The following is an 18350-nucleotide window of genomic DNA, read 5'->3' on the forward strand; positions in this document are numbered from 1 at the left end:
AGCGATCAGGAAATTATTCACTTTCTGTTGGTGCTTCTTCCGGCACTTTCTTCAACGCATCAAAATCAAACAACAACGAGAAGCGCAGTGTGTTATCAAGCGGCGTTTTCTGGCTGGATGTAGGAATGAGGTAAGAAAAATTCAAACCGAACACATTGTACTTGATACCAAATCCGGCGGTGATATATTGCCGGGCACCTTTAGTTGGATCTTCATAGAAGAAACCGGCCCGCACGGCAAACAATTCGCGATACCAATATTCAGCACCGGTGGAAATCATGATCTCCCGCATCTCTTCAGAGAAGCCGCCGGGCGCATCCGTGAAGGAAGTGAATATTCCTTCAGCAACACCGAGGCTTCTGTAGGTGCCGGCTGAGTCCGGTGTAGGAACAAGTAATTTATTAAGGTCAAGATTGAAGGAAAGTTTGTTATAATCATCAAACTGGAAAGTCAGATCAGTTCCGAGGCCGAGGTTGCAAGGAAGAAAGTCTTTATTCTCCGCGGATTCCGTATAAGTGATTTTGTTACCGATATTGGCTATCGTTGCGCCGATGCTGTAGGAGCCTTTTATTTTCCCAAATTTTGCCGGATGATTGTAAATAGTGGAGATATCAGCCTTCACCGCTTTCCCGGCCTTAATCGGCACATTATTCACCACATAAGATGCAGCAAGATTGGAGTACACAAAGCCAAGGTTTAGTCCTACGCTCAGATGATTGGCAAGTTTCCTGGCATAACCAAGATCAATGGCAAATTCCTGCGGATTAAAATCACCGATTACATTGCCGGTAGTGCTGGTAAAAGTGATGCTTCCCAATGAAAAGTAGCGCAGGCCGAATGCAAGCGCCGAATTATCATCTACTTTATAATATCCACCAAGCGATGCAAGGTAAATATCGTTAACGAGCGCCCGCAGCCATGGTGTATACGTCACGCCCAATGCCAGCTTTTTGGTGGCAAAAGGAATTTTGGCAGTATTCCAGAAAACAGCATTCGCATCCGCTGAAAGTGCGACACCTACGTCACCCATTGCGCCGGAACGGGCATCAGGTGTAATGCGTAAAAAAGGTACTGCGGTATTGATAACATTTACACGGCCATCCAGCGAATCAGCTGCTGTCTGCGCATTTACAATCACAGAACTGCATACGGTTACCATGACAATAAAAATGCTTACTGTTCGCAATTGAAAGTTACTTTTCATCAGGAATTCTACTTGTTTTTTTAAGAATTAAAAAAGCGGGCAAAGTTAAGTTTTATTTGAGAATGACCAATTTTTCAAAGGCATCCGCCTTCATGCCATTGTCAGCCTCTACGGTTAATTTATAGACATAAACTCCTTTGCCGATTGGGTCACCGTAATCATCTTTTCCATCCCAGAAAATATTGTTTACGCGGTATCCGCCTGATGTTCCCGCGTCACTGCAGCCGGCGCCGCTGAAAGCGACCATTTCGGGAAGAACGGATTGCTGAATGGTTTTTACCAGCTTGCCGGAAATTGTATAAACCTGCACCATCACTTCCAGCATCTCGCCCGGCATATTGTGTTCAAACATGAATTCCGTGCGTGTCGTAAACGGATTGGGGTAATTCAGTATGTGCGCCAGTGCCAGTTCCGCTGACGCAGAAACAATAAAATCGGTACTTCCTTCGGAAGAGTTGTTATAAACATCCCAGGCTTTTACTACTATGCTGTGCGGACCTTCACTCAAACCATTAAGCGGATACCGTGCTTCACCGGATTGATAGCTATCCAAATCGGCTGAATAGAAATCATTCATTACGAGCGTATTTTTCGAATCATTATCCAGCGTACCGGCGATGTCATGACCAATTCCGGTGCCTACCGTATTTACACCATTATCATCACTCAGTTTTACGAGTATGCTAGGATTTTCATCCGTGATTCCTCCGCGAACAAATTTCTCATCATTCATATATACGTTCACCTGCGGGCCTTTATCGTCGAGGCTGGCCGTATCGCTTACGCCGCCAATAATAATGTCGTTTTTGTAGCCATGCGCGTCCACAGCGCCGTTTTCTGCATAATAGCTCAGTTTGCCGAAGCCATATTGATAAGAAATGTCTTTAGGCACCACAAATGAAAAGGTAAACACACCGTTCTTTACGCTGGCCTTTCCATTATATATGATGTTTTTCTGCAAGACAAAATTACGCACCTGGCTGCCGGCATCATTGGAAAGCGTTTGATAGGTAATGGGTTTATCATACACTGTTGGATAAAGCGTTCCATTGAAACTGGTCATCGTACTACCGCTGAAATCATTCACTGTGCCTTCAATAGTCACCTGTTGCAATGCTTTAATGGTGTCACTTACAGTTTGAACGGGATGCGAATTAATGGCAGTTGTAACTACATTATATGCAGGATAATTTAATGTCAGTGCGGGATCGCCTAACAAGGTGAATTTCCTGTTATTCGTATCTCCGCCAATACTGTTTTTTCCTTTCCTGAAGACCTCTCCCAATGGCGGAATCACACCATTGACAGGAAGAAAGACATTATCCATAAATCCCTGGTTCATCAATTTATTGGCAGAAGAGTAAACCAGCCGCACCGTGGTTACCAAAGCAATGGCACCGCCTTTGGTGTTTGACAACAGCATTTCACCGGCTGATTCTATTGCGGGATCATCATACTTGCTGAATTCACAGGTAGCGGTGACAAATAGTGTGAGTTTATACAGGTTAGTATAACTTTCGATATCTGTGATCTGCAATACGCGTTCATGCGCCCAGCCACCGACACCACCATGCCCAACATAATTCATGAGCAGCGTTCCATTGCAAATACGGTTGTTGATGGCCGTATTCGCATCCGGATAACGGGTTCCGCCGGGTATTGATATTTGCTGATAGGAATCAAAATAGATCTTGTCGAAATTATATACCGGATAATTCGCCGCCACTTCCACTGCCACTTCATCGGCATCCTTGATATGCGTATTGTTATCCTCATCATCGGCCACAAACGTGACTACATTCCGCCAGTTACCGAATGACTGGGAAGATCCGTAAATCTTGATTTTATTCAGTACCGATGCAGCTTGTTCAACATCATTAACAGGAAGCCGGCCGATGGCGATATCAAGTTTCGCATTAGGGTCGAGTACATTTCCGCCTTCATTATTGTCAAGCAATCCGTAAAAGTCATCACTGACAAAGGAACTGGTTGCACTCACGGAATTGGCACTTTGAAAGGTCGGAATCAATCCCTGGTTTCCTGCTATATTTCCTTTGTTATCGTAAGACCCGTCACCAAAAAGGCAAATATATTTTGGCATGGACGCAGGGTCTGTACCTGCCCTTTGGTAAAACATCCTCGTAAAATCACGGATGGCAGTTATATCTGCTGCGCCTGAAGAGAATTCATTATAGACCTGATCGGTGGTAACTACATTCACCGACATGCCCGATGCACGATGAAAATCGGCCAGTTCATTGGCATAACTCAGCAGCACCGGCGGAGTGACAATCAGGTATGCTGCCTGTGGCAATCCATGCAGATCCTGGTTCGGTATCTTCCCCACTGCTATCGGAACATATCCTTCACCCTCCGCAAGTATGACAAACTCATGCAACGTATCACCCGATACTACAAACTGTAACCCATTCCCAGCGGAAACAACAGCCTGCCTGTGGCAATTCACCGGGTCCGTTACATCCAGCACCATTAATGAAGCATTCGTATTACTTACCGTGTACTGAGCGATACTTCCCGGCGACCATGAAGCAATGCTCCTGAAAGCCATCTGCGATCCTGACCACGACAGATTCCGCTGCGCATTTACCTCAATATAGTTCAGCCATCCAACAGCATCCTGTGCATTCCGTGTGTAATTGAGCTGCACATCAAAGTTGCCGGAGGTGGCATTAAAGATTCCTTCCAATGCAGCAATATTTGCAAACGGACAGGTATAATCGCTGCACACTTTAGTAATGTCAGCCACATCAATGGTTTGTCCGGATGATGACAGCTTAAACGAATTGGTGGAATAAATGCTTTTAGAGGCGACTAAGGCAGTTACTTTGACAGGCACCGTGGTAACCAAATTACCAAAGCTGAAAGGAAAGGATTGCGATGTTTCGAACTCAAATGTTTCACCATACCAGTCTCTGCCGCTCTCGAGAAAATTTTCAGATTCCACTTCATGAAAAGCGTGATCGTCAAAGGTGCTGATTTGTTTATTCGGCACCAGAACGGAAGATGGCTGCTCTGCCATGCGCTTGCCGGCTCCGAGATCGGTGGTTATGAAATAAAAAGCTTCATTGGAGTAGATGTTCAGTTTATGAATAAATTTCTCAGCCACGGTATCGTAAGTCCATCGGTGCGGCCCCCTTGCATAAAACTGTACATAATCTCCGGCATCAAATCTTCCGTCTTCTTCTCCTTTTACTATGATGGCATTCTCCTGCAAATCATCATACCTCGCAGCGGCATTCGGTTCCGGCAACATGCCTCCGCCGTTTCCATAGACGCGTATATTTCTCGGATCAATAGCTGCCGTATTGATGCCGAGTGCATCCAGGAAGCTTTTATCCAGTTTAAACACGCCATCATTCTTTACGGATATCTTATACCATGAGCCGGAAGCCAGAAAGGAATGTTCAGCATAGCTGTCTCCACCGCGTGTACCGGAAAGCGTTCCAACTCCGGAAATATTGATATGATAGGAGAATGAAATCAGGCGTTCGATCTGGCCGGTGGACTGATTGCGGCGGAATGGCACAATGGACATTTGAACATAAGGTGCCTTTCGCTCATAGCCTATGGATGCTTTTATGACCGGTGCATTACCAACTGATTTAAAATAATCTGCAGGAATCATCCCTTTGCCTGCAGCAGCAGTGGCGTAAACTTCATCGGTTAATACAACCTCCGGAAGCCCGTCGGCAGGCACAGCAACCGACTCGTAATAGATTGGCAAGTAGCCATACACCTGATCATCATAGGAAGCTCCGTCAAAATACATGGCAGGGTGAAGCCGATAATCGGAAAATTCCAGTGACTGCAATGTATCCGACCAGTTCAACGTTTTATCCGCCGATACCACCTGTGCAAGGGCTGCGGTGCAGCATAACAGGAATGAAAAAAGTGTAGTAATTTTTCTGATGGCTACCGGCAAAGAATTCAGGATTTTCACAGTGAATCTTTAAAAAATGCCGTTCTTTAACGGCTGATGATGATTATTATTTCAGGTTATACTTAAAGTTACAATAAAACTGCAAAACGGAATTTTGGTTCTGAAACGCGCAATATTAGTTATTATTTTCTTCAGCCTTTTTACCAGCAAGTCCGGTGCGCAGGATGCTGAATTCAGCCAGTTTTTTAATGCACCGCTCTATCTGAATCCTGCCTTTGCCGGTGTCGGTGAAGGCCCGCGATTCTGCATTAATTACAGGAATCAATGGGCAAGCCTGAACAATGCATTCATCACCTATGCAGCATCTTACGATCAGAACTTTGAAGCCATCAATGGTGGAATCGGCATACAATTGTCATCAGACCGGCAGGCAAGTGGCTTGCTCACTGCAACAACAGTGTCAGGTATTTACTCCTATCAGCTGAACCTTAGCCCGGATGTCGGAATCAAAGCAGGCGCATCTGTTTCTTATGTACAAAAAAGGATTGATGCCGGCCAATTGATTTTTGCAGAAAACATCAACCCGAACAATGGTGCAACCAATGGAACGGTATCAGCGGACTTACCGGATGAAACCTCAAAAAGTATAGCAGACATCGGCGGCGGCATCATTATTTACACTAAAAAAGTTTATGCAGGACTGGCTGTCAAGCATGTGACTTCACCTGATGAATCATTTATTTCAACACAGGTTAGTCCATGGCCGGTAAGGATTGCAGCAAATGCCGGAATTGAACTGCATTCCAGGAAGAGCGCACAGACTCCGGTTTACTTTGCACCTAACCTGCTGTTTGTCCAGCAGGCTTCTTTCAGGCAACTGAATGCAGGTGCAATTTTGGGCATAGGTGTGCTCTATGGAGGAATCTATTTCAGGACAGCCTTCGGAAACAGTGACGCGGCAATCATCATCATGGGTTTGAAGAGGGGTATTTTCAAGTTTGGATACAGCTATGATGCAACGGTTTCCAACCTGGCGAAGAGTGGCGGAACGCATGAACTTTCTGTAGTGATGAATTTTCATGATTCCAAGAAAGTACAGTTCAGGAGAAGTGCGAAAAGGTTTAGCGATTGCCCGGAGGTTTTTTGATTAAGCATACCATGGCACTTTTGCCATCCTGCGAAAAAAATCAGTGGCCATTAGCCACATCACGCCATTGCTGTGAATAGTGCTGATTTTGAAATAAATAATTTACATTTGCGTTTACCTCTCTCTTCACGTAATTTAACTAAACATGCTGAAGCGGTCTCTTATCAATACCGGTTCGCTGATGTTCGTATCAGCAACCCTGCTTTTTTCGCTGAGCTCTTGTAAAAAAGAGCAGTCTGCTACCACTGGCTGGAACTATAACGACAGCAAATGGGGCGGATTTGAAGTCAGGGCCTTTGATGGCCAGGAAACCGGACCCGGTTTGACTTTGGTGGAAGGCGGTTCATTTGTGATGGGCAATACTGAACAGAACCTCACTTACGATTTTGACAATATTCCCAAAAAGATTACGGTGTCATCTTTTTATATGGATGAGACAGAGGTTGCCAACGTACACTATCGTGAATATCTATACTGGTTGGGACGCACCTTTGGTTCTGATTTTCCTGAAGTAGTGAAAAGGGCCCTGCCCGATTCATTGGTATGGCGCGATGAACTTGCTTATAACGAACCATATGTGGAATACTATTTCCGGCATCCGGCTTTTAATAATTATCCGGTTGTGGGTGTTAGCTGGGTGCAAGCCAATGACTATTGTGCCTGGCGGACCGATCGCGTTAATGAATGGATCATGATACGCGAAGGCATCCTGGATAAGAATCCTAGCCAGGTGGATGAAGACAACTTTAATACGCAGTCCTATCTTGTCGGACAATACGAAGGAGCTATCAAGAAAAACCTGAAAGATCTCAATCCGAATGGAACAGGCGAAAGGAAAGTACGGATGGAAGATGGCATCCTGTTGCCTGAATACCGCTTACCTACGGAAGCAGAATGGGAATACGCAGCTCTTTCACTGATTGGCAATAACCCATATAAAGATGAGGAGTTGTATACTGACCGCAGGATTTACCCATGGAACCGTGATCAGATGCGTGATCCGCAGCATGGCGGATGGCAGGGTGATTTTCTCGCCAACTTTAAACGCGGCAATGGTGATATGATGGGCGTTGCCGGCGGGCTGAATGACAATGCCGACATCACTGCACAGGTTACTTCCTTCCTTCCAAATGATTTTGGTCTTTATAATATGGCGGGCAATGTGAGTGAATGGGTGGCTGATGTTTACCGGCCGAATACATTTTATGATGCCAGTGATTTCAACGGTTTCCGGGGTAATGTATTTATGAAAGACAGCCTGGATGAAGAAGGTTATCATGTTGACAAGGATTCCCTTGGAAGAGTAATCAAGGTGCCGATGTCTGATGCTGAGAGTGCCAACAGGCTGAATTATCGCCGAAGCGATGTAATCAATTTCCTCGATGGTGACTCATTGTCAGAAGTGCAATACAATTATTCCGTTTCTTCACTCATCAATGACAAAGCACGTGTTTACAAAGGCGGCTCATGGGCTGATATGGCCTACTATCTTTCACCCGGCACCAGGAGATTTCTGGATGAAAATCTTGCATTGTCAACGCTTGGATTCCGGTGTGCAATGGTGAGACTGGGTAGTCCTACAGGAAATGACTTCCCCAGCGGCAAAGAGTTTGATGCACCGAAAAAGAAGAAGTAACCACTCCGGCATTAATACTAAATGATTCAAAGCCCTTTCGTAATCCGGAAGGGCTTTTGCTTTTTCTATCCAATGTGATCCAAAACCTTTACTGATAGATTAGGAATCGTCAGCTACGATTTTACCATCTGCTGTGATTTATCCCTGGTTCAATATGCATCAGGCTGCAAGTAGTAAAACCTGTCGTGAGCAACCGGAACACCGCTCTATGGCTTTCATTTAACGCTATCTGTTCATTCAGGCGTATCCAATGCCTAAAACTGACAAAGATCAGTTCAATACATATCAAAGGTCATATATTATGAAGCAGATCAGTCGCTCCTTTGTACCGCAAATATTACCCTGAAAATCCACTAAAATCTTAGACAATGACCACTATGAAACGCATCATGATCCTTGGAGCCGGCACCGCCGGAACAATGATGGCGAATCACCTGCGACACGAACTTGATCCGCTCGAATGGGAGATCACCATTATCGATGAAAGCGACACACATTATTATCAGCCGGGTTATTTATTCCTTCCATTCGATATCTATGAACCGGAAGATATTAAAAAACCAATCCGCGATTTCATACCGCACGGAGTCAATTTCATGCAGGAGAAGCTCGCAAAGATCCTACCGGAAGAAAAGAAAATCATTTCTGAAAACGGAGATACTTTTCATTACGACCTGCTGATAATCGCTACCGGCACCAAACCCGCACCGGAAGAAACAGAGGGCATGCTGGGCGCAGAATGGAAGAAAAGCGTTTTTGATTTCTACACCTACGACGGCGCATTCAATCTCCGCAACAAACTACGCGATTGGGAAGGCGGAAAACTGGTGGTACACATTACAGAGATGCCGATCAAATGCCCGGTGGCCCCGCTGGAATTCGCCTTTCTCGCCGACTCCTACTTCCGGCATAAACATATGCGCGACAAGGTGGACATAACATTCGTGACACCGATGAGCGGCGCTTTTACAAAGCCAAAAGCAACGGAAGCGCTTGATCACCTGCTGACAGAGAAAAATATCCATATCGTAGCGGATTTTGCCATTGAACGGGTGGACAATGAACATAAAAAAATTATTGACTATGGTGGTGCCGCCGTTGAGTTTGATCTGCTGGTAACCGTCCCCACCAATAAAGGCGACGAACTGATTGGCCGGTCAGGGCTGGGCGATGAATTGAATTATGTGCCTACTAATAAAGGCACCCTTCAATCTAAAGCGTATCCGGAAATCTTCGTTTTGGGTGATGCCAGTAACCTGCCTGCCTCCAAAGCAGGTTCCGTTGCACATTTTGAAGCGGAAATACTCACTGAAAACATCAAGCGCTACATTGAAGGACAGCCATTGAAGGCAGACTTTGACGGACATGCCAATTGCTTTGTAGAAACCGGAAACGGCAAAGCACTGCTGCTCGATTTCAATTATTCGCACGAACCGGTAGCAGGCGAATTTCCCATTCCCGGTATTGGTCCGCTGCGATTATTGAAAGAAAGCAGGATGAACCACATGGGAAAAATGGCGTTCCGTTGGATTTACTGGCATATGCTTTTGAAAGGAACTCATATTCCTTTCGTCTCCACGGCCATGTCGGAAAGCGGTAAACATTATGACTCACCTAAAAATAACTAATCATGGAAAAGATCATTGCAGGCAAAACCATTGCCGTAAATGAAGAAGGTTACCTCACCAACTTCAGCGAATGGAATAAAGAAGTAGCAGAGGAAATTGCCAAAGAGGCAAGCATCACACTGACGCCCCGTCATTGGCAGGTATTGAGCTACTTGCAGGACGAATACAGGAAAGAAGTGCCACTCAGCATCCGGAAAGTAGGCAAAAGCGGCGTGGTTGACATCAAAGAATTCTATCAGCTATTTCCGCAAGGGCCGCTGAAAACCGCTACCAGGATTGCTGGCATTCCAAAACCTGTAAGCTGTATCTGATTCACCATCTTAAATCCAACTACTATGAACACAAATAATGGTATCATCAAAAAAATGATGATCATTCTCTCAAAAGCAACTCTGGAGAGTGTTTACGCAGCCTTCATTCTCGCTAATGGCGCAAGGTCGGAAGGCATAGAAGCCGAGATGTTCTTTACCTTTTTCGGACTGGAAGCAGTTCACAAGCAACGGCTGAATCATTTGCATATCGCCACGGTAGGAAATCCAGCCATGCATCTTCCAACACTCGTTGGCGGATTACCCGGTATGGAAGCAGTAGCCACCACCATGATGAAAAAGGAAATGGAAAAAATTGATATACCGGATGTACCGGAATTTCTCGACATCCTGAAGGCATCCGGCGTAAAGATGTGGGCCTGCAAACTGGCGATGGACATGTTCCATTATAAGCAAGAAGACCTCAGTGAGAATATCGAAGGTGTGCTGACCGTTGGCGGATTTTATAACCGCGCTAACGGTGAAGGCACCCATATGCTCTTTATCTGAAACGATCATACAAGCATAAAAAACCGGCGCTGATGAACGATCAGCGCCGGTTTTATTTATGCTGTTCTTAAACTGAATTTCCCCGCTTCTGCCCTATTGCTGAATGGTCAGTTTCCGGTAGGAAGTTTTTCCATCCACAATCACCTGCATGTAATAGGAACCTGCTGCCCATTGACTGAAATCAAATGTTTTCTTTATTTCATCAGCCGCTTTTCCTAAAGCAGTTTCGTAAACAGGCTGACCAACCATATTAAACACTTTGATTACTATTTCATCTGCAGGTTTGGCAAGTTTCAGATCCAAAGTAACAAGGCCATTACCCGGATTAGGATACAAGAGTAATTCGTACTGATCATAAAGGCCTGCTATACCCGACAATATCACTACATGTACATCCTGCGTAACAGAACCTGTACAGCCATGTGTATCTGTGTAAGTATAGGTGACTGCATAGGTACCCGGACCAACTGTTGAAGGGCTGAAGACATTGCCTGACACACCCTGCCCACTGAAAATGCCTCCTGCAGGGATGCCTTCCATCACCACATCTGGATCGGTGACATAATACTGGGTTGCAAGATTGCCAATGAGTACGCCCGGTGTAGGATGCACCACCACATTTACCGATACAACGGTATCACAATCAGCAGTGGGGTCAGTCACTGTAACTGTAAAAGTCATCGATGCGGGCGGTACTACCGTAACCGATTGCGCCATGCCATTCTGAGGATCCATGCCGGCAATTGCTGGCGACCATTCATAGTTGAAACTACCTGTTGTGGCGCTTTCTGCATTCAGTTCAATCATATCACCTTCGCAGATGTCGTTATCCGATGCTGTAGCCAGTACTTGCGGCGAATAGATTGTAGCAAGTACAGGAACTCTTTCGCTGGCACAGCCCGGCGCCAGGTAATGCACTGTTCCATTCCATTTGTATGGAGCACTTGGGTAACCAAACGGATAATAGTCTGCGGCACCTTCTTTAACCTGGATATTCGCATCGGATGCATAAACGTTTCCAACGGATGTGCCGATATCGTAATAGATATAGCTGTAGTTGGTTGAAGCTATATAGAAAGCATATGTTGCTCCGGCATCCATGTGAATGCTGAAGTCGGCAGGTATGGCCGTAGGCTGTCCGTAACCTGCAGCCGGCACACCGGTGGCAATACCGGCAAGTGTCCACGCCGCGGGATTTTGTTCAAACCCTGCATAGGATCCCTGCTTGTAGTAGATTTCAAAATCTCCGGTGCCATATTGAAGATGAACGTCAAATCCGGTAATGAATACTTCATTGACAGCCGTGATATCGAACATGGAGCCGGTTTGCGAATAGAATCCGGTATAAGCTGTCGCTAATGGTGCCGGCGCGGGCAACCCTTCTTCCACCCAGAAAGTGGTGGTGGTATTGATAACCGGTGTATTGAATGGAGAACCTGATCCGAGGTAAGAATTTCCTGTTTGAGCATAATACCAGTTAAGGCTGCCGTTTCCGGTACCTGTTGCACCTAACAGTACTGAACCCGGGCCGCAATGCCCTCCTTCAATGCCAACGGGTCCATCCGGCGGATAATTGATTACGATTGGTTCCTCCGGAGAAGTAATTGCATTCTGGCAGCTTACTTTCACTACATAATAGGTGGTAGTATTCAGCAATGGTGTACTGTATTGATCTGATGTTGCACCCGGTATATTGGTATAAGGTCCACCGCTGTTCAACGACTGTTGCCAGTGAAGCGTTGCTCCCGGAGAATAGTCATTTAATGTCAGCAAAGCCTGGCCACTTTCGCAGAACTGTTCCTGGCTGGAAGCAATGGTTCCGGCGACGGGTGTAGTCAATACGTTAACGGTAGCCGTTCCGGTTGTTGCACACAGTGAGGCCGGATCGGTAACAGTGACTGTATAAGTGGTAGTTGACGATGGTGAAGCAGCCGGATTCATAATCGCAGCATTGTCAAGCGAGCCGGCCGGTGTCCAGCTATAATTATATTCCGGCAGGCTGAACTTCCATGCATCATTCGTCGCTGCCCAGGTGGCATCTGCATTTCTTCCGGGAACAGTGAGTGCAACGGTACCATCTGCATTTTCAATGCCTTCGGTATGTGGCAGCCAGCTGGTGGAAGGATTGCCGGGCATAGCGGTTGTATGAATCTCAATCTTATTGGAGGTTTCGTAGAGGATTACCTGCACGGTAACAGGATCACCGCCGAGATAATGCTGAATATTATCGAAAGTGACCACCAGTTTTCTGGCTGGTGCAGTGCCGGTAGTGTAGTAAGTGACCGATCCACCGAGCCCCGGGTTCAGATCCTCCCATGCAAAGGCGATAAGGTTTTTCAGGAAGTTATAATTAGGCAAATACTGTCCTGAACAGCAACCTGCCCCAGTAAACGGATCAAAAGTGATAAATCCATTGGCAGAGATATAAAACTGCGAATAGTCAATACCATAAAATTTAAAAGAGAACCCGACGGGCAGTGCTTCACTAACCGATTCGTCAGTAAGCGATACGTTGATACCCGCCGTGGTTGATAACGGGGCAAACGGAATCTGGCTGACTGAATACTGTGCTGCCGGGCTTTCAGCCAACAGGTTGGCAACACCGCCGGAACAAACTGCATCAGGGCTTGCTGTTACGGTAATCTGCGGCGGATCCACCACGCTCACTGTTATGGTGTCTGAATTGGTGCAGGTAGTATTTGTTGCCGTTACAATATAACTGGTTGAAACAACAGGGTTAGCTGTTATGGAAGAACCTGAAGTGCTGCTCAATCCGTCTGCCGGCGACCAGGTATAGGAAGTATACGGGCCTGCGGCTACAAGTGCAACGGAGGTACCTGAACCGCTACAGATAGCAGCCGTACCAGGATTGGGTGTTACGGTGATTTCGGGCGAGGGTGTGACGTTGGCCAGCACCGGTGTCCGGGCTGATTCACAGAGAGTGCTATAGTTGATTTGCCAATCGTAAAAATAGAAATAATAGGTGCCACCATAAGCGCTTCCTGTAATGGAAACCACGTCTTCGAGCTCATATGGGTAAACCGCACCATAATCGTTACTGTAAAGATTCACACTGCCAAACGACCATCCCAGATGAAAATTAGTGCCCGGGTATAACGCAAAATCAAGAGGGATAAATGTCTTTTGATTTACCTGGTCTTCGGTAACCTGATAGGTAACACTTTGAATGATGTTATAATTCTGATCAGTCCATTGGATCACCACGTTACCCGGTGCAGCCGGATAAACATATACTCCATCGAGGTTACAGTTCTTGTAAACGCTGAAATATTCAAATGCATAGGTGTAGTATTGATTGATCGAACCGAAATTATAATCAGCCGGACCTACACCGCCAACATTCACCGTACCTGTTGCTGCAGCAGCATAATAATTTACCGGTGTTGTTGCATAAGCAGTGTAGCTTGACGGGCTGGCGCTATAATACAAAGGTGAACCTCCTGTTTCATTGGCATACCAAAGCACATAGTCGGCATTGCCGGACGCGCTCAATGTTACATTGCCTTCACCACAAACAGAGCCTCCTGATGAAGCGGTAATCTGTTCACTGCCGCCTACTTTAACCTGTACTGCATCTGAGTTAGCCGACTGTCCTGAATTTGTGCAGGTAACAGTTGCGCGATAATAAGTGGAGGAAGCAACAGTTGCATTGTATGTTGAATTGGTTGCCCCCGGAATTCCTGACCAGGATGATCCATTCGGCGACTGCTGCCATTGAAAAGCAATATTGGCAGCGGCACTGAAGTTGCTGACTGAAAGAAGACTGCTACCGCCTGATCCGCAAAGAACAGCAGGAACAGCTGTTGCAATACCTGCCACCGGCGTACCGGAACAAGTTGGCGGAGGATCAATTGTAATCATATAATCCTCTACTTCTCCATAGTAAAAATTACTGCTACAGTAATCACTTGCTGAAAGCGTATTGGCATATACGCAGCGCACCCTCAGTCGCCGGTCACCATAAAAATCAGGATCCACCGGCACCGTAATGCTGCCGTTAAATAACTGAGTGCCTGCTGACGGTGACGCATAAACGAACTCTCCGGGGTCACCAAAGTCTGCATTGTTGTTATAGTCAATCCAAATACCAAATCCCTGGCTGTAAATCGGACCGGCCTGCACACTCAACGCGTAGGTAGAACCTCCCTGTAAGTTGGTAGTGTAGCTTCCCTGATCGTAATAGATATAGTTATTCGTATTGCCATTGCATCCGGAATAGAGATTAGACAATGTGTTTAAGGTAAAGTTATCGATGTAATCACCCGATGAGCATGGCGTACCATACACAGGAACACAAAGATTGATTTCACGACTTCCGCCAGGGGCAGAGAGGTAAGGTATTTGTGTTCCACCGGCACCCGTCATTACAATTTGTGTACACTGTGCATCTACAAAATTGCCAAGATTGGCATTGGACGATATATCATAAGCAACCCAGAAATAATTTGTACCCGCACTCAGCACCTGGCTGCCGGAGATTGGAGCAGCAAGTGTGGTTGCGGAACCAAACAGGTTTAACGGAGCAAACACCGGTGAATTGCCGGTGTAATAGATTTTCACATTGCTTACATCAGCAGCAAAATTGGAAGTGCCTGTTGAGTTTACTGTAAATGAAGTGGCGGAGAACGGACTCAGTGCACCTGATGTCACAATCTGCACTCCAATGATTTCTGCATCAGCAGCGCCCGGCAACACCGTAGAAATATTGTTTTGTGTGGCCGTGCTTGACACATAACTCATGGTGGTGACGGCGGGTGTTAGGGTAACCGTATAATCCTCCGTTTCACCATAATAAATATCTCCGCATGACTCATTGATATTTACGAGGCTATAGTCCTTCGAACGAACGCGCATCCTGCGGTCACCTACAAAAGCGGGATCGCTCGCTATCGTGATGGTGCCGTATTGCGATCCATAGTTTACGTATGGAGAACTGTAAACAAATTCACCATTGTCTTCAAAGTCGCCATCGTTGTTAAAATCAAGCCATACGCCAAAACCAACGCCTTCATAAAAGGGACCACCATCGAGCTGTATGTCGTAAGATTCGCCCAGGGCAAGTGATGTGGTAGTATTGCCGGAGGCAGGAAACTGAATATAACTGCCGGTATTGCCATTGCAACCCGTAGCCGTATTTACCAGGGTATTCAGTGTTACACCGTCGATGTAACCATAATAGCAACCGTAAATCGAAGATGGCGTGCAGTAGTCAATAGCCCTGTATCCGTCTGGAGCTGTCACTAATGGAACATGCGTTCCACCGGCGCCGCTCAATACGATCTGTGTGCATTCTCCATCGAGAAAGTCACCCATTGAACCGGTCGCCGACACATCATATGCTACCCAGAAATAATTGGTGCCTGCCGATAAAAGCTGGTTACCGGTAACCGGATTGCCGAGATTGGAAGAAGATCCGAATAAAGTAGCAGTAGAGAAAGCAGGGCTGGTACCAGAATAGTACACTTTTACATTCGTAACATCACCGGCAAAATCGGAGCTTCCATTGGCATTGAGTGTGAGAGAAGTAAGGGCAAATGGTGAGAGGCTTCCTGAAACAGCAACCTGCACACCCAGGATTTCCACATCATTCTGTCCGAGGGATACATTACTGGTATTCTCCTGTGTGGCCGTTGCCGAAACAAAGGTCATTGGCCCCTGTGGCGCGATGGAAATCGTGTAATCTTCTGATTCACCATTATTGAAAAGCAGTGTACATGCCTGTGACGGTGAGAACGTGCCAAAGGCCTGCGACCGTACTCTCATTCTGTGCTCACCGATATAAGCGCTGTTGTTTGGAATGGAAATAACGCCTGTTTGCGTGCCGATCCCATAAGTAGGTGAGCCGAACACAAATTCATTAGCATCACTGAAATCGCCGTCATTGTTGAAATCTATCCATACCCCAAAACCCACATAGTCGGAGACATTCCCGGAGAGGCTGATGTTGACAGACGAACCAATTTCAACACTCGTGGTAAGACTGCCGGAAGGACTATAATAGATGTAAGCATCAGGATTGCCGTTACATCCTGTATTTGTATTGGAGAGCGTATTAAATATCACATCGTTGATATAAGCATAACCACAGCCATAATACGTTGAAGGCGTGCAATAATTTATCATGCGGTTTCCGGCAGGTGCTGTTACGTCCGGTATTTTGGTACCTGCTGCGCCCGACAGCACGATTTGTGTGCACTCCGCATCCAGGTAATTACCAATCTGTGCGCTGCTGTTCAGATCATAAGTGACCCAGAAATAATTTGTTCCGGAATTAAGTTGCTGGCTTCCGCTGATTACTGCCGGCAAGGTGGCAGCCGTACCATAAAGACCAGTAGTGGAAAAGGCGGCATTCGGTCCGGTATAATAGACTTTCACATTGGATACATCACCTGCGAAATTGGTTGAACCATTTGCATTTACGGAGAGAGAATTCAGGTTAAATGGTGTGAGGCTTCCCTGCGTGACTACCTGCACACCCAATATTTCCACGCCCTGGTCGCCGGGCTCAACTGCGCTGGTATTATTTTGAGTGGCAGTGGCTGAAACGAAAGTCATCGGTGTAGCATTCGTGAGTGTAATAGCATAATCTTCCGCTTCACCATAATAAAATGTGCTGCAGGATTCCGATGAGGCAACCGTTCCATAATCTTTTGCCCTGATGCGCATGCGGTGTTCACCCAATGATGTTCCGAGTGGTATCGTGATGCTTCCGTATACAACACCTGATCCGTAGGTTGGTGTTGAGAATACAAATTCACCGGCATCAGAAAAGTCTGCATCGTTGTTCAGATCAATCCACACACCAAATCCAACCGGTTCGTAAGGCGGGCCGCTCAGTGTCAGCGGATAGGTGCTCCCGACCTCTAAGCTAGTGGTGAAGCTGCCGTTGGGAGCATAGTAGATATAGCCATCCGTACTGCCATTGCAATAACTGCTTGCATTAGACAGGGTGTTGAGCTCTACATCATCGATGTAAGCAAAATAACAACCATTGGTGTTGTTGGGCAGGCAATAATTGATCTGCCGGTTTCCATACGGATCGGTTATTGTTGGTACCTGGTTACCCAAACCTGCAATATTCACCTGCGTACATGCCGCATCCAGGTAATTGCCTATTGTTGCGGTACCGGACACGTCATAAGCCACCCAAAAATAGTTGGTGCCTTGTGCCAACACCTGGTTTCCGGTGATGGGTACTGCCAGTGTGGTGGAAGATCCGAATAAGTTATTAGTGGCAAATGCCGAACTGTTACCGGTGTAATAAATTTTAACATTGCTCACATCGCTTCCGAAGTTGGTTGAACCGGAAGCATTCAACGTAAGGGAAGATACACTCAATGGGCTGAGGCTGCCATTTGTTACTACCTGCACACCGATGATCTCCACATCGCTGCTGCCGGTGGAGGTAGTTGTGGTATTGGTTTGAATGACAGAACCAGATAAGTAAGTCATATTTACCGGAGGCGTGATATGCGCGGTGTAATCATGCACTTCACCATAGTAATACTGAATACAAGGATCAAGCGGCGGATAAGAATATGCAACACTCCTTACACGCATGCGGTGGTCGCCGGGTAATGAATAGAAAGGCACGATGAAATTTGCACTGTAGTTGGTGAACGGTGTTCCGCAGTAGAGGTAGGAAACCAGTTTCTCTGTGGGTTCAAAAACTTCATCATCATCCAGGTCAATCCACATGGAAACGTACTGGCCATATGTTCCAACAGAAACCGTCAGGGTATAAGTTGATCCCTGTTCCAGGTTGGTTGACATAGACGTATAATCACTATAGCCTGCATTGCCACTGGTGCAGCCGGTAGAAACCTGGCTGATAGTTCCTACACTTACATTGTCAATATAATCGCCATAGGTACATCCGTAAAAATAAAGGTTGGATGTACAGTATTGTGCGAGTGCTGTTGTACTTCCTGCAGTCATGATAAGCAGAAAAAGTGCGATGAAGAGGTTGTAGTGATTCGCTTTCATTGTACGATT

8 protein-coding genes are annotated in these 18350 nt (G+C 46.2%); 5 read left to right on the plus strand and 3 right to left on the minus strand.

Translation table 11 applies throughout. From position 1 onward, the window contains the following. Positions 1-13: 13 nt before the first annotated feature. Both porV and porU read right to left on the minus strand, forming a co-directional pair. Positions 14-1204, minus strand: coding sequence for a type IX secretion system outer membrane channel protein PorV (gene porV, locus K1X61_08110; GenBank protein ID MBX7108591.1), 1191 nt, complete (start codon positions 1202-1204; stop codon positions 14-16). A 52-nt stretch (positions 1205-1256) separates the two neighbouring features. Then, positions 1257-5165, minus strand: coding sequence for a type IX secretion system sortase PorU (porU, locus tag K1X61_08115; protein ID MBX7108592.1), 3909 nt, complete (start codon positions 5163-5165; stop codon positions 1257-1259). 94 nt (positions 5166-5259) lie between these two features. On the opposite strand from porU, the gene K1X61_08120 reads away from it, so the two are divergent. The 5 genes from K1X61_08120 (at position 5260) to K1X61_08140 (ending at position 10334) form a co-directional block, all read left to right on the plus strand. Next, on the plus strand, positions 5260-6252 hold the full coding sequence (locus K1X61_08120) for a PorP/SprF family type IX secretion system membrane protein (protein ID MBX7108593.1): 993 nt from the start codon (positions 5260-5262) through the stop codon (positions 6250-6252). Positions 6253-6433: 181 nt separating this feature from the next. After that, positions 6434-7888: an SUMF1/EgtB/PvdO family nonheme iron enzyme gene (locus K1X61_08125; protein ID MBX7108594.1), complete on the plus strand. Its 1455-nt coding sequence runs from the start codon at positions 6434-6436 to the stop codon at positions 7886-7888. A gap of 368 nt (positions 7889-8256) precedes the next feature. Continuing rightward, positions 8257-9516: an FAD-dependent oxidoreductase gene (locus K1X61_08130; protein MBX7108595.1), complete on the plus strand. Its 1260-nt coding sequence runs from the start codon at positions 8257-8259 to the stop codon at positions 9514-9516. Positions 9517-9518: 2 nt separating this feature from the next. Beyond that, a complete protein-coding gene (locus tag K1X61_08135) occupies positions 9519-9827 on the plus strand; it encodes a TusE/DsrC/DsvC family sulfur relay protein (GenBank protein MBX7108596.1) in 309 nt (102 codons plus the stop codon). A gap of 24 nt (positions 9828-9851) precedes the next feature. Beyond that, positions 9852-10334, plus strand: a complete 483-nt coding sequence (locus tag K1X61_08140) for a DsrE/DsrF/DrsH-like family protein (protein ID MBX7108597.1) — start codon at positions 9852-9854, stop codon at positions 10332-10334. A 93-nt stretch (positions 10335-10427) separates the two neighbouring features. On the opposite strand, the gene K1X61_08145 is transcribed toward K1X61_08140, so the two are convergent. Further along, positions 10428-18341, minus strand: a complete 7914-nt coding sequence (locus K1X61_08145) for a T9SS type A sorting domain-containing protein (protein MBX7108598.1) — start codon at positions 18339-18341, stop codon at positions 10428-10430. Positions 18342-18350: the final 9 nt, after the last annotated feature.

This window comes from Chitinophagales bacterium (genome assembly GCA_019694975.1).
Taxonomy (GTDB): domain Bacteria; phylum Bacteroidota; class Bacteroidia; order Chitinophagales; family UBA10324; genus JACCZZ01.

Excerpts from the sequence above, each read along its gene's own strand:
- porV (MBX7108591.1), bottom strand. The coding sequence starts at position 1,204 with ATGAAAAGTAACTTTCAATTGCGAACAGTAAGCATTTTTATTGTCATG.
- K1X61_08125 (MBX7108594.1), top strand. The coding sequence starts at position 6,434 with ATGTTCGTATCAGCAACCCTGCTTTTTTCGCTGAGCTCTTGTAAAAAA.
- K1X61_08130 (MBX7108595.1), top strand. The coding sequence starts at position 8,257 with ATGACCACTATGAAACGCATCATGATCCTTGGAGCCGGCACCGCCGGA.
- K1X61_08135 (MBX7108596.1), top strand. The coding sequence starts at position 9,519 with ATGGAAAAGATCATTGCAGGCAAAACCATTGCCGTAAATGAAGAAGGT.
- K1X61_08140 (MBX7108597.1), top strand. The coding sequence starts at position 9,852 with ATGAACACAAATAATGGTATCATCAAAAAAATGATGATCATTCTCTCA.
- K1X61_08145 (MBX7108598.1), bottom strand. The coding sequence starts at position 18,341 with ATGAAAGCGAATCACTACAACCTCTTCATCGCACTTTTTCTGCTTATC.